Below are 20438 nucleotides of genomic sequence, written 5' to 3'. Positions count from 1 at the left end.
CGGCGATATAGAAGACAAAATATGTTGCAAAGGATGAGGAACCAGATGGCAAAACAGCAAATTGGTGTGATCGGCCTGGCGGTAATGGGTAAGAATTTAGCCCTTAATATTGAGAGCAGAGGCTTCACCGTCTCGGTTTTTAATCGCTCTCCAGAAAAAACGCACGATCTTATCAAAGAAGCAGAAGGTAAAAAACTGACGGGTACTTTCTCTATTGAAGAATTTGTGAACTCATTGGAGTCACCCCGTAAAATCCTGATCATGGTTCAAGCTGGTAAAGCTACAGATGCCACGATTGAACAGCTTGTGCCTCATCTGGACAAGGGCGACATTATTATAGACGGAGGCAATGCCTACTTCCCTGATACACAGCGCCGCAGCAAAGAGCTGGAGGAAAAAGGACTTCGCTTTATTGGTACAGGCGTATCCGGTGGTGAAGAAGGTGCCTTGAATGGTCCTGCTATTATGCCAGGTGGACAAGAAAGTGCCTATAAACTGGTAGAGCCGATTCTGACGGCAATCTCTGCCAAAGTGGAAGGCGACCCATGCTGTACATATATCGGTCCCGACGGTGCTGGTCACTATGTAAAAATGGTGCATAACGGTATCGAGTACGGCGACATGCAATTGATCGGTGAAGCTTATCACCTGTTAAAATCAGTCCTGAACGTGAATGCGGAAGAGCTTCATGAAATCTTCACGGAATGGAATAAAGGGGAACTGGACAGCTACCTGATCGAAATTACAGCTGACATTTTCTCCCAATACGATGCTGAAACAGGCAAGCCAATGGTAGACGTTATCTTGGATGCTGCTGGTCAAAAAGGTACAGGTAAATGGACAAGCCAAAGCGCTTTGGATCTGGGTGTGCCATTGTCCATGATTACCGAATCCGTATTCTCCCGCTTCTTGTCTGCTATGAAAGACGAGCGCATTGCGGCAAGCAAAGTGCTGAGCGGTCCTAATGCTGAGTCCTTCAGCGGCGACAAAAAAGAATTTATCGAGAGCGTACGTAAAGCACTGTTTGCAAGTAAAATCGTGTCCTATGCTCAAGGTTTCGCTCAAATGCGTGCAGCTTCCGATGAATATGATTGGGATTTGAAATATGGAAAAATTGCTATGATCTTCCGTGGCGGTTGCATTATCCGCTCGCAATTCCTGCAAAACATCAAGGATGCATATGACCGCGACCCTGCCTTGAAAAACCTGTTACTGGATTCTTACTTCAAAAATGTAGTTGAAACGTATCAAGATGCATGGCGTCAAGTGATTTCCGTGGCTGTATCTCAAGGTATTCCTGTGCCTGGCTTCTCCAGTGCGCTTGCATACTATGACAGCTACCGCACTGAGCGTTTGCCAGCAAATCTGCTGCAAGCACAACGTGACTACTTCGGTGCCCATACGTTCAAACGTGTGGACAAAGAAGGCGTATTCCATCATCAATGGTTCTAATGAACGGACGGATATGCATGAATAGCATTATGTAATACAACGGAAGCTTTTTTGCCCTATGGGTAGAAGAAGCTTCCGTTTTTTAATTTTTAATTATGGATATCATTCTAGGGTAGTAGAGGATTGTGTAATCTTTTGAGGCTATGGTATGATAGGAATAGAATATTTTAATGCATTACCGCGTCTAAGCTTTGAGTTAAAACAAAAGAGACGGGAAGTTCCCGTCTCTTTTGTTAAGTAGGTTTTCTATTGCTCCTGTGACCATTGCAGCATGCCGCCGGTCATGTTAGTACAGCCTTCATAACCTAGCTGCTGTAGATATTCGCAGGCTCGTTCACTACGATAACCGCTCCGGCAAATAAAGATAATTTCACCGGTGCGTTCAATTTCTTCAAGACGACCCGGAAGCTGTCCGAGCGGAATGTGCTTGGCACCTTCAATCATGCCTTCCGCTACTTCTTCCGCTTCGCGGACGTCGATTAATTGCAATTGCTCTCCTGCTTGCAGACGTGCGCGCAACTCAGAAGGTTCAATCAGGGCGATTTGCGTCATGGCCGGACCTCTTTTCTGATAAATAATGGGTGCTGCGTATGTTTTTGATGTGTGCAAAATGTCACACATACTCTATGTATGATAGCTAAGCTATCTCTAGGCTGTCAATTGGCTTAATCCTAAAGGCAGGTATAGATTAATTAACCGACGGGATTCACTCGGGCGACCTAGATTAATATTTCTTATTTTTTGGGTGGAGAAATGAATGCTACAACTTGTATAATTAACGTAAAATAGGATGGTTTGAACCGAAAAGGAGCATGTACATTATGGATGTTATCGTTAGACCTACCCCTTCCTTGCAAGGAGAGATTGGGGCCCTGTCCTCCAAAAACTACACTACTCGCTATCTGCTCACTGCGGCACTTGCTGAGGGACAAAGTACCATTTATTATCCAGCTCATAGTGAAGACAGTGATGCTATGCGTCGTTGTATCGCCGATCTGGGTGCAGTACTGGAAGAGGATGATGAAAAAATAATTATTACAGGTTTTGGTAGCCATCCTCAAGCTGTGAAGGAATTGAATGTGGGAAACGCAGGAGCGGTGCTCCGTTTTTTGATGGGTATTGCATCTCTATGTCCGGATGTTACATTTGTTAATACATATCCCGACTCATTGGGTAAGAGACCACATGATGATCTAATCGATGCACTGGGGCAACTGGGTGTGAAAGTAGATCATCGTGAAGGTAAGTTGCCAATTCGTATTCAGGGTGGTCAGGCGAAAGGCGGTAAAATTCAGGTGTCCGGCTCGGTTAGCTCACAATATTTGAGCGCCTTGCTATTCCTTACGCCTTTACTAGAGGAAGACAGTGAAATCGAAGTGCTGCATGATTTGAAATCCAAGGTGGTCATTGGGCAGACCCTGGAGGTATTGCAAGAGGCTGGTATTATCATTCATGCAAGCGATGATTACATGTCTTTCCGTGTCCCGGGGCGGCAATCCTATCAGCCACGTACGTATACTGTACAGGGAGACTATCCAGGGAGTGCAGCGGTGCTAGCGGCTGCTGCAGTAACGAATTCTGATGTTACCATTCATCGTCTTAAAGAGCAGAGCAAACAGGGAGAACGCGCTATCGTAGATGTGCTGCGCATGATGGAAGTGCCACTGACACACGAGAACGATACCGTTGTCGTGAAGGGCAATGGCCGATTGAAAGCTGTCGAGTTTGACGGTGATGCTGCAACAGACGCTGTGCTTGCAATGGTGGCTGCGGCTGTATTTGCTGAAGGCACGTCCCGCTTTTATAACGTGGAGAATTTACGGTATAAGGAATGCGACCGCATTACCGATTATTTGAATGAGCTGACCAAGGCTGGAGCTCGGGTAGAAGAACGCCAAGCGGAAATTATCGTACATGGCAGACCGGAAGGTGTCGAAGGTGGCGTGGAAATTAACGCGCATTTTGATCACCGTGTTATTATGGCCTTGACGATTGTAGGTTTGCGTTCACAGAAGCCGTTAGTGATCAAGGATGCACATCATGTCGCCAAATCGTATCCGCAGTATTTTGATCATCTAACGACGCTTGGTGCTTCTGTAGAATGGGTAAAATAAAAGCAAACGAAGATGCGAATAGGAGGGAACAGGATGGCTTTTGAAAATCCGTCGAGAGAAGAGATTAAAACCATTTTGGAACAAGTAGGCAATATTGCGGTTGTTGGTTTGTCTGATAAATCAGATCGAACCTCTTATATGGTTTCTTATGCCATGCAGAAGCGGGGATACCGGATTATTCCGGTTAACCCTGCGGCGGCAGGGCAAACGATTCTTGGGGAGACTTGTTATGCCAGTCTTGCTGAAGTACCTGAGCCTGTGGAGCTGGTCAATGTATTCCGCCGCAGTGAATACTGTGCAGAGGTTGCGCGTGAAGCAGCAGCTATTGGAGCTAAGATTTTGTGGCTTCAACAGGGGATTATAAGCCAGGAAGCCGCTGACATTGCGCAGGAGCATGGAATGACGGTTATTATGGATCGTTGCATTAAGGTGGAGGACTCAGTGACCCAGGCTGTACGTAAAGGATAAACAAGGATCAGTGACCCGTGCTATACGCACATGAAAACCTTCTTCCCTTGCTTCACAGGGTTGAAGGTTTTTGGTGCGAAATGAGGAATATGGTAAAGTATATTATACTTTTAGCAATCCATATAATGTATGTATGCCTGATGATGAAAATGGTCTAGACGGATTCATAGTGTTATCTGTTGTGGTGATAAAGTTTTTTGACCTGTAGAAGCGTAAATAAATATTTTGGCAGATGGAATCATTGCTTTGACAAAAGTATTTATTCGGCTTACCATCAGGGATAGAAAGGAGAGGAATGCCATGAATTGGCTCGGATCCTTACAACAGCTCGGTCGTGCTGTCATGCTCCCGACGATGGTGCTACCAGCCGCTGCAATATTGCTAAGTCTCGGCAGCCTTCCTTGGTCCACATGGGGATTCCCTATGGTGTCTGATATGGCAAATGCGGCGGGACATGGGATTTTTTATTTTTTGCCATATTTATTTGCGGTTGGTGTTGCACTGGGGATGTCGAATCAGGCAGGTCAGGCGGGACTGGCAGCATTAGCTGGTATGGCTATATATGATCAGGTCACATTGAGATTTGGAAACGGACTCATTCAACCGGCGACGCTCATTGGTATCATTTTGGGGGTCATTTCAGGGGTGGCTTATAATCGCTTCAAAAGCATCAAATTGCCCGAGGTGCTTCAGTTTTTTGGGGGTACCCGATTTGTTCTGCTGCTTATTGGCCTCTTCTCGGCTGTGTTTGCAGGACTCATGCTAATTATTGCCCCACTCATACAGAGAGGGCTGCAATTTATAGTAGGTCTGGAATCGAGCTTGGGCGGCTTTGGACTGTTTATCTACGGTATTCTATATCGGTTGCTGGCGGCCTTTGGTCTGCACCATCTGCTTAATAATATTTTTTGGTTTCAACTGGGTACATATAAAACGCCGTCTGGCAACGTTGTGCAGGGAGATTTACCCCGGTTTTTTGCTGGCGATCCGACAGCGGGCTATTTCATGTCCGGGTTGTTCCCCATTATGATGTTTGCGATCCCTGCCATTGCGCTGGCGATCATTCAGGAAGCACGTGAAGATTTGAAGCCAAAGGTGCAAAAAACATTTTTGACGGCTGCGCTTGTCTGCTTTTTTACCGGAGTGTCGGAACAGATCGAGTTCGCCTTTTTGTTTGCAGCACCTTATTTGTTCCTCGTTCATGCGGTTATGTCTGGGCTGGCCATGTGGCTTACCTTTGAGCTGGATATTCATCACGGATTTTCCTATTCGGCGGGTTTTATAGATTATGTCCTTAATTTTCATCTCTCACATAACGCCTGGTTGTTAATTCCAGTGGGAGTGGCGTATGGGCTTGTGTATTATGTACTGTTTCGATGGGCTATCCGGCGGTTCCGTATTCCAACTCCTGGGCGCGAGGAAGGTTCGGTTCTGGAGGATTGGGCCGGCAATATTCCTTATAGTGCTCCGCTTATTTTGGAAGCACTTGGCGGGAAGGAAAATATTGTGCAGGTGGAGGCCTGCATCACACGTTTGCGGCTGACCGTCCACAATGACAGACTGATCGATACCGGAGCGATGAAGGCTTTGGGATCGGCCGGGCTTATCAATCTGGGTGGAGGTAATTTGCAGGTTGTATTCGGAACGTATTCAGAACTGATTCGTGAGGAAATCGCGAAGCTGATGGAGCGTGATCTCCCTCAAATTTTGTTCAACGCTCCTGTACATGGAAAAATGCTCCCGATTCATGAAGTGCCTGACAAAATTTTTGCGACGAAGCTGGTCGGGGACGGTGTTGCTTTTGTTCCTGAACGTGGTGAACTTGTGTCTCCAGTGTATGGTACTGTGATGCACTTGTATCCGACTATGCACGCTTTAGGCATCTCCACACGAGAGGGACTTGAGGTTCTGCTCCACATAGGGATTGATACTTCACAGCTAAAAGGAAATTTTACTGCTATGGTAGAAGCAGGCGATACGGTGGAACCGGGGCAATTGCTGATCAAATTTGATTTGCAGGCGCTGCGCGAGCAAGCTCCATCGCTGGTGACTCCTATGGTCATCACGAATCCGGATCGCGTCAAGTCGTGGAGCTTTGCTCCGTTTAAAACAGTGAAAAAAGGTCAGGCCTCGGTAATGTCCGTTGTGCTGCATGACAGGAATGTTGGAGGGGTAGAAACATGATAGAAGGCATCGGCGCCGCAGCAGGTGTGGCAATCGGGAAGGCATTTGTCCTGCCGAGCTGGGAGTGGGATTTACCTGATCAAAAAATGGATGCGGTAGATCTTGCAAAGGAATTTGAACGGTTGTATGAAGGGATACGCACATCCAAAAGTGAGATCCAGTTTATTAAGGATGAGTTTCGAGAGATGGTGGGGCCGGAGGAATCCAGCATTTTTGATGCTCATCTTGCGATATTGGAAGATCCAGAATTCATGAATGAAATTCGCGGAATTATTGAGCGTCAGTATAAGGCGGCCGAGGTGGCCGTGAAGGAAGCCATTGATCATTTTGTAACAATGTTTGATTTACTGGATGATGAATATATGAAGGAGCGGGCAATTGATATCAAAGATGTGGGAAACCGGCTGCTCAAGCATTTGCTGGGTGCACCGGAAGTGACTCTTCCCAAGGATACACAGCCCTATATTCTGGTAGCCAAGGAGCTCTCACCCTCCCAATCGGCACACTTGAATCCTAGCTATGTTTTAGGGATTGTAACTATGAATGGTGGTAAAACATCACATTCTGCGATCATGGCCCGCGCACTTGGTATTCCACTCGTTTCAGGACTGGAGAGCAATCTGAATTTGCCCGTTCAAACGGGAGATATGATGGTTGTGGACGGAGACCTGGGCAAAGTTTATGTGAATCCGGAAAAAACGGTAACTGATCATTATAAAATTTTGCGTGACGAGCAGCGACGCAGAAAAGAGCAGCTTCAGGTACTTGCTTCTGTAGATGCCGTGACCAAGGATGGAACCACCCTGAGGCTGGCGGCCAATATTAGTTCGATTAAAGAGCTGGAGGCAGCTTTGAAGCATGGCGCTCAAGGTGTGGGACTGTTCCGCACGGAGTTTTTATACATGGATCGCAAATCTGCTCCAGATGAAGAGGAGCAGTATGAAGTATATCGGCTGATAGCGGAAAAGGCAGGAAACCACTCTGTAGTCATCCGTACATTGGATATCGGTGGAGATAAGCCGTTGGACTATCTTCAACTACCAGAGGAAGAAAATCCTTTTCTAGGTTACCGTGCTATACGGATCAGTCTGGATTGGAAGGAATTGTTTAAAACCCAGTTGACTGCAATTTTAAGAGCCAGTGCAACGGGAAATATCAAGGTAATGTATCCGATGATCTCATCCGTGGAGGAGGTCCGCCAGGCAGATGCTCTTTTGAAGGAGGCTATGGCGGATTTGGATGCAAGAGGGCTTGCCTATAATCCAAACATTCAGCGAGGAATTATGATTGAGGTACCGGCTGCAGCGATGATCGCTGATCTATTGGCAGCTGAAACAGATTTTTTTAGTATCGGAACGAATGATCTGGTTCAGTATGTGCTGGCTGTAGACCGTATGAATGAGCAGATTGCACATATGTACCATCCATACCATCCAGCTGTACTTCGAATGCTGCGCATGACTGCACAAGCGGCACATCAAGCAGGAATTGATGTGAGTGTATGTGGTGAGATGGCTGGAGATGAACGTTCCGTTCCTCTTTGGCTGGAACTGGGGATACATCAACTCAGCATGTCTCCCCAATCTTTGTTGCGGGTCAAGCATCGTGTGCTGAATACGACTGCATCTGAGGCAACGACAGTCGCTCAGGTTTGCTTTGGCATGTCCACTGGTGCAGCGATCGAAGACAAGCTGACTGCAGCTAATGTCAGCTGCACTCCGGCCGGGCCTGGACGGCAGTAATATATAATGTCCGCAAAGCTTTGCACAGCCAACACCCCGTATTGTTGAGCTTGTCGTAGCAAACCTTAAGGCGTAGCACGGCTTGGACGAAAAAGAACCTTCAAAACCACTTATTCATGGTTTTGAAGGTTCTTTTTTTCATCTTGTTGACAGCCTCTTGAGATTACGGAAAATTAACTTAATCTCTTATTTCCGGGTGTTATCTGCTAACAAATCGCAGAACGCTTTTCCGTAAGGTGGAAGATCAGGCGGCCGACGAGCAGATACAATATGTCCGTCCGTCACAACTGCCTCATCCTTCCAAATAGCTCCTGCATTCTCCATATCATCACGAATACCTGGTGTGGAGGTTACCGTAACACCATCCAAAATTTTAGCAGAAATCAGTACCCAGCCTGCATGGCAGATTTGTCCAATCGGCTTATGAGCAGCATGAAACTCCTGTACGAGTTGAATTACCTTGGGATAGCGGCGCAGTTTATCAGGTGCCCAACCGCCAGGGACGAGAATCCCGTCATAATCACTGCTATTCAGTTCCTCAAAGGCATATTCCGCTTCAGCAGGTACGCCATATTTTCCAATATATTTTTTACCTTTTTCCGCACCGGCTAAATGCACTTCTGCGCCTTCTTCACGAACACGGTAAATCGGATACCACAGCTCCAGATCCTCGAATTCCTCATCCACCAGGGCGATAACCTTTTTTCCGGCAAGTCTTGACATCCAACCATCCTTTCGTGCGTCACATGATGACACCTCTGTTTTGTAATCTGTACTTTTACATCTTAAGAAAAAGAACGCTCGAAGTCCATTCCTTCGCAGATTCTTATGTTAGTAGTCTGCTCTTTGACAGCAATTGTCGTCATTTTCTGACCCGCCAAAGCTTTGGTAATTTGTTCATAGCTGCAATCTGTGGAAGGATTTGAGGTCCCAAAGTCGAAATAAAACAAGGTATGATAGATTTAATGGAGTTAACAATTATTTATTAGACTAGTAGATAGATATATTTGGATTCTGATGAGATCCTCGTATAGTTTGATCCTACGTAATGAGGTGGTTAAATGCAGAAGCAATGTCAATGTGGCAAACCGATGGGACTGGAACTGCGAAAGGTAATCTATGCGGGCAAGGTTGAAATTTTGCACGTCCCTGTATTCTCATGCTCGTCATGCTTTTCCAGTGAGGTTTTGCAGCATGTGACGAAGGACATTAAGGCACTATTACAAAGTCTAGGGAGCAAACCTACGGCACGGAGAATATCTTTTGCTCGCAACAATGAACTGGCAGAAATAATTCGCAAGCTTGTATTGGAGGAAGCGGACAATCCCAATGTGGATTGGCAATCTGCTTTGGAGGAGCGCATGGAGCTTCGAATTAATCTCTTACTGGATCTTTATCGCTATGCGAGAAGTCTGGGAGACGAAGATTGGATGAATGATGTAGAGAAAAAATTGGTTCAATTATCCGGTTTTACCAGTGAATCGGTATTTACGAATACAAAAAACTAAAAAATATGAAAATTTTCATGGTCACCATTGGATTTTACATGTTCTTTTTGTTACGATGTGAATAGGCCATACGACAAGACACAGAAAGGAATGTATATCCAATGGCGACGATGACAAAAATGACTACTGTTCAACAATTAAATACGGCTCTGGAAGCGTCATCAGACAAGCCGTTGCTTCTCTTTAAACATAGCACACGTTGTCCGATAAGTGCAGGCGCATATCAGGAAGTGGAGTCCTATTTGCATGGCGCTCCCAACGAAAATATTGAATACGGTATCATTTATGTAGTAGAAGATCGGCCGGTGTCCAATGAAACCGCGGACAGGCTTCAGGTGAAGCATGAATCCCCGCAGGCCATTTTAATCAAGGGCGGAGAGGCTGTTTGGCATACATCCCATTCGAATATTACAGCCCGTGCACTCCACGATCATCTCACATAGATAGAATGTGTGCTGTCGTTGCATAAAGTAGTATTTTGTCGTATCATGGTTCTAATTAGTTGATCTAGGATTCGGTTGAAAATTTATTGGCAATGGAGAGAAGGAATGTGACGGTAACGATCTATGATGTAGCTCGCGAAGCTGGTGTCTCAATGGCCACAGTGTCCCGCGTAGTTAACAATAATCCTAATGTGAAACCTCAGACCCGCAAGAAAGTGTACGAAGCGATTGAACAATTGGGATATCGCCCAAATGCGGTCGCTAGAGGTCTGGCCAGCAAGAAGACAACGACCGTCGGCGTGGTTATACCCGATATATCGAACTCAATTTTTGCAGAAATTGCGCGCGGTATTGAGGATATAGCGAATATGTATCACTATAATATTATTTTGTGTAATGCCGACAAGCGAAAAGAAAAAGAGATTCGTGTCATCAACACATTGCTTGAAAAGCAAGTGGATGGTCTTCTGTTCATGGGTGGTACAGTAACGGACGAGCATATTCAGGCGTTCCATACAGCTGCGGTCCCTATCGTTCTATGTGCAACGAGTGATGAAAAAGGAAGCTATCCTTCGGTCGATATCGACCATGAAGCCGCTGCTTTTGATGCAGTAAACACGTTGATCCGCCATGGACACCGTCAAATCGCAATGATCAGTGGTACGCTTCAAGACCCTGCAAACGGCTATGCACGTTTCCAAGGTTACAAGAGAGCACTGGAAACAGCCGGAATTGATTATCAGGAGGATCTCGTGCGAATCGGGAACTACCGTTATGAATCCGGTGTCGAAGCAATGAAATATTTTCTCGGCCTGAAGAAGAAGCCAAGTGCGATTTTTGCTGCTACGGATGAAATGGCAATTGGTGCGATCCACAGTATTCAGGATGAGGGTTTGAAAGTTCCTGATGATTTTTCGGTAATCAGTGTTGACAATATTCGTATGGCCTCTATGGTTCGTCCTCAGCTGACAACCGTCGCGCAACCGATGTACGATTTGGGTGCGGTAGCGATGCGTTTGCTGACCAAGCTGATGAAAAAGGAAAACGTGGAGAACCCTCGCGTTATTTTGCCGCATGAAACTATTTTGCGGTTGTCAGTTAATTATTTAGACTAGATGCAGTGCTGAATAGGATATACCTTCGATGAAAGCTCCTTTGATGGAGCTTTTTTCGCGGATATAAAGCTTCTTATGGACATCATCATCAAACCAAGAATAGAGGGATGCGTAATGAGCCGACTTTACGGATTAATGGGTGCTATGGATGAAGAAATTGAATTGCTGCTGGCAGCGATGACGGAAGCGAGCAAGACGGTCAAGGCTGGAATCACGTACACTACAGGAATCATTCACGGGCAAAGAGTCGTTGTCTGCAAATCCGGTGTAGGCAAGGTTAATGCTGCGGTAACAACACAAATCCTGATTGATCATTTTGGTGTAGAACAGATTATATTTACGGGAGTGGCAGGGGCAGTTCATCCCGATTTAAACATTGGGGATATTGTCATCTCATCAACATGTATGCAGCATGATATGGATGTAACGCCTTTGGGTTATGCCAGAGGGGTCATTCCTTATCAGGACACCTCAGAGTTTGTGGCTGATCCCGAGCTTGCAAGTCTAGCTGAGCAAGCCTGCAAATCGTTTGGCGATCGGTATATTGTCGGCAAGGTACTTTCTGGCGATCAATTTGTTGCAAATCGTGAGTTAGTGACTGCATTGCATCAGGAAATGGACGGTGCTTGTACCGAAATGGAGGGTGCAGCTGTGGCTCAGACAGCTCATATGAACGCTGTGCCTTATGTTGTCCTACGATCTATGTCAGATAAGGCTGATGGATCGGCTCACGTTAATTATGCTGAATTTACGGTAGAAGCTTCACATCGTTCGCATCGTATTGTGGAGTTCATGCTCAAGCATTTGGGATAAGGGTATAATTTTTTAATACATGAATCTTCGGACAAACCGGATATGGTCAAACTGCTCCTGTGATGCGAGGGGCACATCTTTTCCCATTCGTACCATCAGACAGTTAGCAGGATGTGAGCATATTTCAGGATCATCCGTGGCGTACCAGACCATATCTACAGTTTTCATCAGATGTTCCATCATGCGGCGGTATTCCCATACGGAGAGACCGCTGCCTTTTAAATCCCAATGCCAATAGTATTCGGTGGTAAAAATAATATAGGATTCAAGTTGTCTGTCCTCAAAGGCAATCCGAATCATTCGGCTACCCAGGCCCAGACCACGATAGTCATCGGCTACCTCAACAGCTCCAAGTTCCAGTAAATCCTTCATGCCAGCTTCCGACCAGCGCTCCATCTCATCTGGGTAATGAAAAGTAACATATCCCAGAAGGGTTTCCCCGTTGTGGGCAATGATAATTCTGCCTTCTGGCAGTTCTGAAATATCCACCAACGCGTCGAACTGTTCCTTTGGTTTGCGAAAGGCATCTAATTGCTTGTGCATTTGAAATGAACGCAGTTGATCCGCGGATACGGGGCCTTCTACATAGATTGTTTGTCCGTTATGATCCAGCGTGTCCAAGTGGTACAGTTTTAAATGCTGCATGTGTACGCCCTCCTTGTTCGCCATGAGCTCGTTCCTCATATCCCCTACTTATAGCAAAAAAACAATTAAATGAAAAGGATGGTCGTCACATCCTGACCTATGATATACTGTTTTAGACATAAAATGTTCACAATTAAGTGCTTAAATCAACCAGTACACCAAAGGACTTCATCTGCTTTATTGATTTTGTAAGCGTTATCTTGTTCTGTGTGATTCTCATTAATCCATTGTGAGGAGGCTTAACGCATGAAGATTGAAGAACTCCAGACTGTAGTTCCCACATCCAACATGGGCCCGTATGAACAAGCTTACAACAACTTTCAGTGGGAGGATGCAGAGCGTCATTTTACGTGGTATGAAACAGGCAAGGTCAATATGGCACATGAAGCCATTGATCGACATGTACAGGAAGGACGAGGTGAGAAAGCGGCACTATTGTATTGTGACGCAAACCGTCACGAAACCTACACCTTCTCTCAGCTTCGTGCTAGTTCTAACAGGTTCGGAAATGTGCTGCGGAAATACGGTATTGGTAAAGGGGAGCGGGTGTTTATTTTCATGCCACGTTCACCCGAGCTGGTTATTAGTTTACTTGGTGTTCTAAAGGTTGGAGCTGTTGTCGGTCCATTATTTGAGGCGTTTATGGAAACTGCGGTTAAGGATCGATTGGAGGATAGTGGGGCGGTGGCATTAGTGACCACACCTGCGCTTCTGTCACGGGTAAAACGTGAGGAGCTTCCTGAGCTGCGACATATTTTTGTGGTTGGTGATATGGATGCACGTGAGCAGGGAATTATCGATTTCGAGACAGAAATGCTTATGTCCTCAGAGGAACTTGAGACAGAATGGTTGAATCGTGAAGATGGATTAATTATTCACTATACATCAGGCTCAACAGGCAAGCCCAAAGGCGTGTATCATGTGCAAAATGCGATGATTCAGCATTACTATACTGGCAAAATGGTGCTGGATTTGCGGGAAGATGATGTGTATTGGTGTACTGCTGATCCTGGCTGGGTCACGGGAACATCATACGGTATTTTTGCTCCATGGCTAAATGGAGCGACGAATGTCATTCGTGGGGGGCGTTTCAGCCCGGAAGACTGGTACCGCACGATTGAGCGTCACGAAGTGACCATATGGTATAGTGCTCCTACAGCGTTTCGGATGCTGATGAGCGCAGGGGAGCAGGTTGTTTCCAAATATGATCTTAGCAGTCTGCGGCATGTATTATCCGTTGGGGAACCGTTGAATCCAGAAGTGGTGCGATGGGGATGGCAAGTGTATACACAGCGCATTCATGATACTTGGTGGATGACGGAAACAGGAGCACAGTTGATCTGTAATTACCCTGAGCTGCCAATTAAGCCGGGTTCGATGGGAAAGCCACTCCCAGGTATTCAGGCTGCTATTTTGGATGACAGAGGGCAGGTGTTGCCTCCTGACCGGATGGGCCACTTGGCGATCCGTACACAATGGCCATCCATGATGAATCGTATATGGAACAATCCGAACAAGTTTCAGGAATATTTCCGCTTTCCCGGTTGGTATGTATCGGGTGATTCAGCTTACATGGATGAGGACGGATATTTCTGGTTTCAGGGTAGGATTGATGATGTCATTAACTCCTCCGGGGAGCGAATCGGCCCTTTTGAGGTGGAGAGCAAGCTTCTGGAGCATCCTGCAGTAGCGGAAGCCGGAGTCATTGGAAAACCAGATACCGTGCGGGGAGAGATTATCAAGGCTTTTGTTGCACTGCGTGAAGGCTATGCACCGTCTGAAGCTTTACAGCAGGACATCTATCGCTTCGTTAAGGAAGGGCTGTCTGCTCATGCTGCTCCACGCGAAATTGAGTTTAAGGAAAAGCTACCCAAAACCCGTTCCGGTAAAATTATGAGGCGCGTGTTGAAAGCCTGGGAGCTTAACCTTCCTACAGGTGACTTATCTACCATAGAGGATTGAAATGCTGTGCATATTAGAATTAAAAAAGGGAGTCTCCAAAGCCTTAATGGCTAAGGAGACTCCCTTTTTGTTAGGGTGAATCTCATATTCACCCTATCACTTTCTGCTTTGTCTTCTGTTATGGACGGACGGCTCCGGAAGGAGCCGATTCCCCCATGGCATTCATGGAAGTGACACGAAACCAGCCTTTTGGCTTTTTCCCCGACTTATATTCAAAGCTGGGAGATGCGGTAGAGCCTATGTTTGTAAAAGGCTCCGCACCGCTTTCGCTGTAATACACGTTATAGCCTGTAATAGCGTCCGCAGACTTACCTGCGCTCCATTGGAGCGCTACGGATGAGCCAGCGGCTTTAGCTTGAGGCTGTCCAGGGGCAGTAGGAACCTCTGTAGGCTGTGCACCTGTTCCATCTCCCTCGCCCGGAACGTCTGGAGACTCAGAATCTGCAGGTGGCACCACAGGTGCTGCGCTTGCTTTCGTGCTTGGCCCAGACTCATGGCCGCCTACATCAACGGCGGTCACGTAGTAGCTGGAGCTGCTGCCCCCAGGGCTGTCAGAGAACACCTTGGAGCCGTCAGCCATAACAACCTTGCCAAGCCGTTGGAAGCTGCCCCCATCTGTAGAACGATACAGACGGTATCCTACGACGTCGCTGTTTCCGCTTGGGCTAAAGCTGATTATGGCTTTGCCGTCACTATAGCTTACGTTGATGCTAGATGGAGCGTTAGGGGCTGCTCCATCGTCCTTGCGTGGATCAATCTGAGTAGGAGCTTCCTTATCTGCATCCTGAGGCAGATAGTAGGACAACGAATTATGTCGTCTCATCACCTTAAAGGCTTGCTGAAGCTCTTTAATCAATTCTGAGATGGGCTTTTCCCGTTTCCTAACGGTCCGTTCATATAACATATCATCCGGTGTACCATCGCGTGGAATATAATTCACACCTTGGTAGGTAATATATTTCGCACGGCTCACACCATTTTCACTGTTTTTAGGTGGATACTTACTGTTATAAATGTCCGAACCATACGCGGATGCTGTACGGCTTACAATGCCGTCAGGTCTCTTGAAACTGTCCGTTTGGAACAGCTGAGCATCTTTAGCTGTTACTTCATTCATGATTAGAGCCCATAGGCGACGAGCCCGCTCTTTTTGGACTTTCGTTTCAAGCTTATTGACAGGCTGCTTGTAACCAACCCATACACCCAGCGTGACGTCAGGCGTAAAGCCCTCGAACCAAACATCAGTGTAGGATTGCGTAGTGCCTGTCTTGCCGGCAATCGGAATCTTGCCGGATTGATCAAAGTTCCGCTTCACCAGTCTGCCTGTGCCTTCCGACACGGCTGTACGCAACATATCTGTCATCAGGTAGGCGGTTTGCGGTGAGAAGGCCTGCACAGGATTAGCCTGATGCTTATATACAATATTGCCTTGCGAATCCACAATCTTTTCGATCATATAGGCGTCATTAAACACACCGCCATTTGGAATGGCTCCATATGCATTCGTGAGTTCCTCGACGGTCACCCCATGGGCCAAGCCGCCAAGTACACCCGTTTGGGCGTTGTTATCACTGGATTCCAAGGTGGTGATACCCAGTTTTTTAGCAAAAGCCCAAGCATTGCTAATCCCTACTTTTTCGTTAAACAGCTTGAGTGCTATCGTATTTAGCGATTGATTCAGTGCATAACGCGCCGTAACCAATCCTTGATAGCGGTTGTTAGCATTTTTTGGAATGTGATATCCATTACTGCCATCTTTCAAAATAATAGGGGCATCATCCACGATACTACCAGGCTGCACAAGACCGCTGTCCAATGCAGGGAGATAGGCAGCAATCGGCTTCATTGCCGAACCTGGCTGACGTACCATCTGCGTGGCATAATTCATCTGCTCCTTTTGGAAGTCCCGACCTTCCATCATTCCAAGAATGGCGCCTGTTTTATGCTGAATCAGAATAGCCGCTGCTTGTTCGTCACCCTTGGTTTTACTAGTGGCAGAGAAGTTGTTTTTATTTTCTGCAATTTGACGCATAGATTTGTAGACGCTCTTATCAATGGTGGTGTACACCATATAACCGCCTGTGCGAAGCTGCTGTTCGGCTTCTTTGAGTAAATCGTTATCGTCCTTGGTCTTGGCATCTGCACTGGCATTAGCTGCTTGACCCGGATTGGTAACAGACATGAGTGCCTGCGCAGCCTGTCGTTCTGTTTCCATCATAAGGTATGGATAGGTGTTATAAGCTTTAACAGTGCGTGGTGCGAGAGATTTTTTGATATCAAAAGCCATCGCTTCATCATACTGTGCTTTATTGATTTTGTTCTCCTCCAGCATTCGACTGAGCACCAGGTGCTGGCGGTTGATGGCTCTTTTAAAGCCAGCTTCATTAAACTCGCCCTTACCGTTGTAAGCAGAATAAGAAGAAGGAAGCTGTGGCAAACCTGCCAGATAGGCGGCCTGGGCTACATTAATCTCGTTCAGATCATTCTCATTAAAAATACCTTTGGCCGCTGCTTTAATGCCAAAGACGTTGTAACCGCTTGAACCGTTACCAAAAGGTACTTTATTGAGATAGGCCGTAATAATTTGCTGCTTGCTCAGGAAGCGCTCAAGGCGCAGAGACAGCAAAATTTCTTTGACCTTGCGGTCATCCGTGCGATCGAGATTTAGAAAGACACGACGCGCAAGCTGCTGGGTGAGGGTACTACCCCCGGTTTGTACGGATTCATGCAGCGCCTTTTGCTTCACAGCACGCAGCGTTCCCGACAAATCGACACCTTTATGCTCATAAAAATGATTATCTTCAATGGCAATGACTGCGTCAATGACGAGTTGTGGAATCTCCTTAAACGTGACAGGTCTTCGATCTTCTTCTGTCCGAAGTTGTCCGATGGGAGAGCCATCATTGAAATAAGCGAAGCCTGTAATTGCATTCTTATCTACTTCCTGTAGGATCATGGATCTGGAACGCACGGGTTCGCTTTTTACAATAGAAGCAACATAGCCAGCGGCGGCCCCCCCTGCAAATAGTGCCCCCATAAAACCGATGATGATGACCCACTTTATGACACGGCCGAGCCTTCGCATGGTTGTCCTCAAGCGGGAAGGCTTTGGCGCTGATACATTGTTTTTTTCTTCAACCATTAAGTCTTCCTCCTTTATAACAGCCATTATTATAGCATAAAATTACAAAATGAACCCATATGCTAAAAAGCCTGTCTTTTGGTGTCGTTGACTACATAAAAGCAGTGTGTTATAAATAGGTCAAAGTAAATATCGTGAAAAGCAGAGAAAGACTTCAGTAGAAGGCGGATTCACGTTGTACAGAGAGCCGATGGGTGGTGTGAATCGGTAGCGTCCCTCCTTTGAATTACCGTCTGGAGCTGTCTGGATGAATGGAAAGCATTTGCAGGTTTGCGAAGCTACCATAGTAATCCAGTACCGGGTGTAGGCCCGTTATAGGAATGAAGTGAAAGAAATGTCTGTCTTTGACATGCGTTTCTTTAATTAGGGTGGTAACGCGAGTAGCTCCTTCTCGTCCCTTGGGATGAAAGGGGCTTTTTGGTTTGTCTAATATGTAATATTTTGGATGAAAAATAGGAGGTATACAGGATGAAGTGGGAAGAATTGAAGCCGGAGCAACAGGTAGAGGTCGAGCGACAGCTAGAGGTGATACAGCGGGGTGTGGCGGAAATTGTACCGGAGGATGAGCTGAAGCGTAAGGTAATCAAATCGGTCGTTAGCGGCGAGCCGCTCAAAATTAAGCTGGGTCTTGATCCATCTGCGCCCGACATTCACATCGGACATACGGTTGTTATGCACAAACTGCGCCAGTTCCAGGAATTAGGCCATCAAGTGCAACTGATTATCGGAGATTTTACAGGCAGAATTGGTGATCCGACAGGTAAATCGGAGACTCGTAAGCAACTGACTGAGGAAGATGTACAGCGTAATGCACAAACGTACAAGGAACAAATTTTTAAAATTCTCGATCCTGAAAAAACAAAGGTATTCTACAATTCCGAATGGTTAGGGCCAATGTCTTTTGCTGATGTAGTAACCCTGTCGGCCAAAGTAACGGTTGCCCGTATGTTGGAACGAGATGATTTTACAAAAAGGTACCAAAATGGATTGCCGATCAGCATCCATGAGTTCTTTTACCCGCTGATGCAGGGCATGGATTCCGTGGCTCTCCAAAGCGATATTGAATTGGGGGGGACGGATCAGAAGTTTAATCTGCTGATGGGCAGAACCCTGCAAAAAGAATACGGAGTTGAGCCGCAGGCTACTATTACATTACCATTGCTTGAAGGGCTGGATGGCGTCCAGAAGATGAGCAAAAGTTTGGGGAACTACATTGGTGTTGATGAGGAGCCGAACGAAATATACGGGAAATCCATGTCCGTTCCTGACGAGCTGATGCTGAAATATTTTGAGCTTGCAACGGATATCAACAACGAGGAGCTGGCAGAGCTGGCGAAAGGTGTTAAGGACGGCTCAGTACATCCACGTGATGCCAAAATGAAGCTGGCTGGAACGTTAGTGCGCATGTACCACGGTGAAGAAGCAGAGGAAGCAGCAAAGCAGCATTTTGTGACCGTATTCCAGCAACGTGCGCTGCCTGACGATATTGAAGAGTTCACCTTGACGGCTGATCAGTTAGAAGAAGGTGGCATTCGTGTAATCCAGTTGCTGACTCATCTGGGCTTTGCAGCATCTAATGGTGAAGCCAAGCGCAGTATTCAGCAGGGTTCGGTCAAAATTAACGAAGAGAAATGGACCGATGTGAACGAAGCATACACGCCGAAGGAAGGCGACATTGTGCAGGTAGGTAAACGGAAATTTGCTAAAATCAAGCTTGGATAATGAAAATATTTTCAAAAGCAGCGCTGAGATTGTATCGATCTCAGCGCTGCTTTTTTATTTCTGACAAGTGAAAAGTCATGGTAAACTTAGCACAAATAATCAAACATGTAGGTAAAGAGTTATACATAATGAAAACGTGGGTTGCACAATTTGGGTGTAGGATAGATAACCAAAACAATTACAAGTGCGGGGAAGGATTATATGGACTATTTTAAACGAATTCAGTGTGCGATTGAGTTTATTGAATTGAATCTCCGGGAGGATTTAAAAATTGCCGAGATTGCTTCACAGGCCTGTTTTTCAGCTTTTCATTTCCAACGGGTTTTTCAGGCCATTTCGGGTTTTACGGTTCAACAGTATATAAGAAGGAGAAGATTGTCCGAGGCGGCTGAACAGCTAAAACAATCCAATCAAAAAGTGTTGGACATTGCTATTGAGTATCAGTACAACTCACAAGAAGCTTTTACCCGCGCTTTTGAAAAGAATTTTGGGATCACCCCTGGGAAGTATCGTAACGGTGATATCGAGTTTCCTGCGCAAAGTAAAATCAATTTTCTGGATTACCAAAAAAATACGATGGGGGATTTGGATGTGAATAAGCCGGTGATATTGCAGCTCGAAACAGTTAAAATTGTAGGATATGAATATAAAACAAATTTGAATAATGAGCAGCACTATAAAGAAATTCCAGGGTTTTATGGGCACTTTGGAGCAAATGAATATTTTATGTTTATCCCGAACAAAATTGCACCAGGAATGTCATATGGGGTTGCCTGTCGATTTGAAGACAACGGTGCATTTTCATTTGTGGTGGGCGAGGCAGTTGAAGAAGAGTCAAAAGAACTGGCAGAGGGTTTCGTATATATGGAGATTCCAGCAGGGAAGTATGCTGAGTTTGACGCTTCGGGTTCAGATGGACGGGTTCAGAATATACGAGACTTTATCTATGGCACATGGCTTCCTAATTCTAATTTTGAACGGAGGGAGGGGCCTGATTTTGAAATTACGGACGTGTTGAATTCCTCCTATCCAGATCACTTGAGTATGAAGGTATACATCCCCATTGAATAAAACCCTCAGGCTCGATGCATAGGGAATATAAAAAAAAGCACCCGAATAAATTCGGGT

Annotated in this window: 16 protein-coding genes and 1 other annotated feature; of the genes, 12 read left to right on the top strand and 4 right to left on the bottom strand. The window is 46.0% G+C overall.

The genetic code is table 11. The features are described from left to right. Positions 1-45: 45 nt before the first annotated feature. Positions 46-1452, top strand: a complete 1407-nt coding sequence (gene gndA / locus ACUUJN_RS16940; protein WP_013310934.1) for an NADP-dependent phosphogluconate dehydrogenase — start codon at positions 46-48, stop codon at positions 1450-1452. A 246-nt stretch (positions 1453-1698) separates the two neighbouring features. Here the strand turns inward: gndA and ACUUJN_RS16935 are convergent, their stop codons facing one another. After that, positions 1699-2004 (bottom strand): rhodanese-like domain-containing protein, encoded by a 306-nt coding sequence (locus tag ACUUJN_RS16935; RefSeq protein WP_010345522.1) that lies wholly within the window; start codon positions 2002-2004, stop codon positions 1699-1701. Positions 2005-2273: 269 nt separating this feature from the next. Here ACUUJN_RS16935 and aroA point away from each other — a divergent pair, with 269 nt between their 5' ends. From aroA to ptsP, 4 genes are all read left to right on the top strand, one after another. After that, positions 2274-3566, top strand: coding sequence for a 3-phosphoshikimate 1-carboxyvinyltransferase (gene aroA / locus ACUUJN_RS16930; protein ID WP_028540541.1), 1293 nt, complete (start codon positions 2274-2276; stop codon positions 3564-3566). A 33-nt stretch (positions 3567-3599) separates the two neighbouring features. After that, complete coding sequence (locus tag ACUUJN_RS16925; protein WP_013310932.1) at positions 3600-4034, top strand: CoA-binding protein; 435 nt, start codon at positions 3600-3602, stop codon at positions 4032-4034. Positions 4035-4334: 300 nt separating this feature from the next. Then, positions 4335-6218, top strand: coding sequence for a glucose PTS transporter subunit IIA (locus tag ACUUJN_RS16920; protein WP_023989337.1), 1884 nt, complete (start codon positions 4335-4337; stop codon positions 6216-6218). Next, positions 6215-7960 carry a phosphoenolpyruvate--protein phosphotransferase gene (gene ptsP / locus ACUUJN_RS16915; RefSeq protein ID WP_023989336.1) on the top strand — a complete coding sequence of 582 codons (1746 nt, stop codon included), beginning with the start codon at positions 6215-6217 and terminating at the stop codon, positions 7958-7960. Before ACUUJN_RS16920 ends, ptsP begins: the two co-directional genes overlap by 4 nt. A 186-nt stretch (positions 7961-8146) precedes the next feature. On the opposite strand, the gene ACUUJN_RS16910 is transcribed toward ptsP, so the two are convergent. Next, on the bottom strand, positions 8147-8683 hold the full coding sequence (locus ACUUJN_RS16910) for a type 1 glutamine amidotransferase domain-containing protein (protein ID WP_023989335.1): 537 nt from the start codon (positions 8681-8683) through the stop codon (positions 8147-8149). 338 nt (positions 8684-9021) lie between these two features. Here ACUUJN_RS16910 and ACUUJN_RS16905 point away from each other — a divergent pair, with 338 nt between their 5' ends. The 4 genes from ACUUJN_RS16905 (at position 9022) to ACUUJN_RS16890 (ending at position 11839) form a co-directional block, all read left to right on the top strand. Next, complete coding sequence (locus tag ACUUJN_RS16905; RefSeq protein ID WP_023989334.1) at positions 9022-9468, top strand: hypothetical protein; 447 nt, start codon at positions 9022-9024, stop codon at positions 9466-9468. A 101-nt stretch (positions 9469-9569) separates the two neighbouring features. Then, entirely contained in the window at positions 9570-9911 is a 342-nt protein-coding gene (gene ytxJ / locus ACUUJN_RS16900) for a bacillithiol system redox-active protein YtxJ (protein ID WP_013310927.1), read from the top strand. 107 nt (positions 9912-10018) lie between these two features. Continuing rightward, positions 10019-11026, top strand: a complete 1008-nt coding sequence (ccpA, locus tag ACUUJN_RS16895; RefSeq protein ID WP_023989333.1) for a catabolite control protein A — start codon at positions 10019-10021, stop codon at positions 11024-11026. 114 nt (positions 11027-11140) lie between these two features. Further along, positions 11141-11839 (top strand): 5'-methylthioadenosine/adenosylhomocysteine nucleosidase, encoded by a 699-nt coding sequence (locus ACUUJN_RS16890; protein ID WP_068941485.1) that lies wholly within the window; start codon positions 11141-11143, stop codon positions 11837-11839. A 12-nt stretch (positions 11840-11851) separates the two neighbouring features. Here the strand turns inward: ACUUJN_RS16890 and ACUUJN_RS16885 are convergent, their stop codons facing one another. After that, positions 11852-12484: a GNAT family N-acetyltransferase gene (locus tag ACUUJN_RS16885; protein ID WP_028540544.1), complete on the bottom strand. Its 633-nt coding sequence runs from the start codon at positions 12482-12484 to the stop codon at positions 11852-11854. A 246-nt stretch (positions 12485-12730) separates the two neighbouring features. Between ACUUJN_RS16885 and acsA the strand changes: the two genes are divergently transcribed. Then, positions 12731-14446, top strand: coding sequence for an acetate--CoA ligase (acsA, locus tag ACUUJN_RS16880; RefSeq protein ID WP_484668726.1), 1716 nt, complete (start codon positions 12731-12733; stop codon positions 14444-14446). Between the two features lie 118 nt (positions 14447-14564). On the opposite strand, the gene ACUUJN_RS16875 is transcribed toward acsA, so the two are convergent. Next, a complete protein-coding gene (locus ACUUJN_RS16875) occupies positions 14565-17588 on the bottom strand; it encodes a transglycosylase domain-containing protein (RefSeq protein WP_484668725.1) in 3024 nt (1007 codons plus the stop codon). A 135-nt stretch (positions 17589-17723) separates the two neighbouring features. Beyond that, positions 17724-17990: a binding site (T-box leader), on the top strand. A gap of 66 nt (positions 17991-18056) precedes the next feature. On the opposite strand from ACUUJN_RS16875, the gene tyrS reads away from it, so the two are divergent. Together tyrS and ACUUJN_RS16865 are read left to right on the top strand one after the other, a co-directional pair. After that, positions 18057-19310 carry a tyrosine--tRNA ligase gene (gene tyrS, locus ACUUJN_RS16870; RefSeq protein WP_013310921.1) on the top strand — a complete coding sequence of 418 codons (1254 nt, stop codon included), beginning with the start codon at positions 18057-18059 and terminating at the stop codon, positions 19308-19310. A 201-nt stretch (positions 19311-19511) separates the two neighbouring features. Beyond that, a complete protein-coding gene (locus ACUUJN_RS16865; protein ID WP_023989328.1) occupies positions 19512-20381 on the top strand; it encodes an AraC family transcriptional regulator in 870 nt (289 codons plus the stop codon). Positions 20382-20438 lie beyond the last annotated feature (57 nt).

It is taken from the genome of Paenibacillus sp. LRG-1 (genome assembly GCF_057220305.1).
Note: the sequence above shows the minus strand (reverse complement) of the source record. Positions and strands in the feature narration are given on the sequence as shown.

Excerpts from the sequence above, each read along its gene's own strand:
- gndA (WP_013310934.1), top strand. The coding sequence starts at position 46 with ATGGCAAAACAGCAAATTGGTGTGATCGGCCTGGCGGTAATGGGTAAG.
- ACUUJN_RS16935 (WP_010345522.1), bottom strand. The coding sequence starts at position 2,004 with ATGACGCAAATCGCCCTGATTGAACCTTCTGAGTTGCGCGCACGTCTG.
- aroA (WP_028540541.1), top strand. The coding sequence starts at position 2,274 with ATGGATGTTATCGTTAGACCTACCCCTTCCTTGCAAGGAGAGATTGGG.
- ACUUJN_RS16925 (WP_013310932.1), top strand. The coding sequence starts at position 3,600 with ATGGCTTTTGAAAATCCGTCGAGAGAAGAGATTAAAACCATTTTGGAA.
- ACUUJN_RS16920 (WP_023989337.1), top strand. The coding sequence starts at position 4,335 with ATGAATTGGCTCGGATCCTTACAACAGCTCGGTCGTGCTGTCATGCTC.
- ptsP (WP_023989336.1), top strand. The coding sequence starts at position 6,215 with ATGATAGAAGGCATCGGCGCCGCAGCAGGTGTGGCAATCGGGAAGGCA.
- ACUUJN_RS16910 (WP_023989335.1), bottom strand. The coding sequence starts at position 8,683 with ATGTCAAGACTTGCCGGAAAAAAGGTTATCGCCCTGGTGGATGAGGAA.
- ACUUJN_RS16905 (WP_023989334.1), top strand. The coding sequence starts at position 9,022 with ATGCAGAAGCAATGTCAATGTGGCAAACCGATGGGACTGGAACTGCGA.
- ytxJ (WP_013310927.1), top strand. The coding sequence starts at position 9,570 with ATGGCGACGATGACAAAAATGACTACTGTTCAACAATTAAATACGGCT.
- ACUUJN_RS16890 (WP_068941485.1), top strand. The coding sequence starts at position 11,141 with ATGAGCCGACTTTACGGATTAATGGGTGCTATGGATGAAGAAATTGAA.
- ACUUJN_RS16885 (WP_028540544.1), bottom strand. The coding sequence starts at position 12,484 with ATGCAGCATTTAAAACTGTACCACTTGGACACGCTGGATCATAACGGA.
- acsA (WP_484668726.1), top strand. The coding sequence starts at position 12,731 with ATGAAGATTGAAGAACTCCAGACTGTAGTTCCCACATCCAACATGGGC.
- ACUUJN_RS16875 (WP_484668725.1), bottom strand. The coding sequence starts at position 17,588 with ATGGTTGAAGAAAAAAACAATGTATCAGCGCCAAAGCCTTCCCGCTTG.
- tyrS (WP_013310921.1), top strand. The coding sequence starts at position 18,057 with ATGAAGTGGGAAGAATTGAAGCCGGAGCAACAGGTAGAGGTCGAGCGA.
- ACUUJN_RS16865 (WP_023989328.1), top strand. The coding sequence starts at position 19,512 with ATGGACTATTTTAAACGAATTCAGTGTGCGATTGAGTTTATTGAATTG.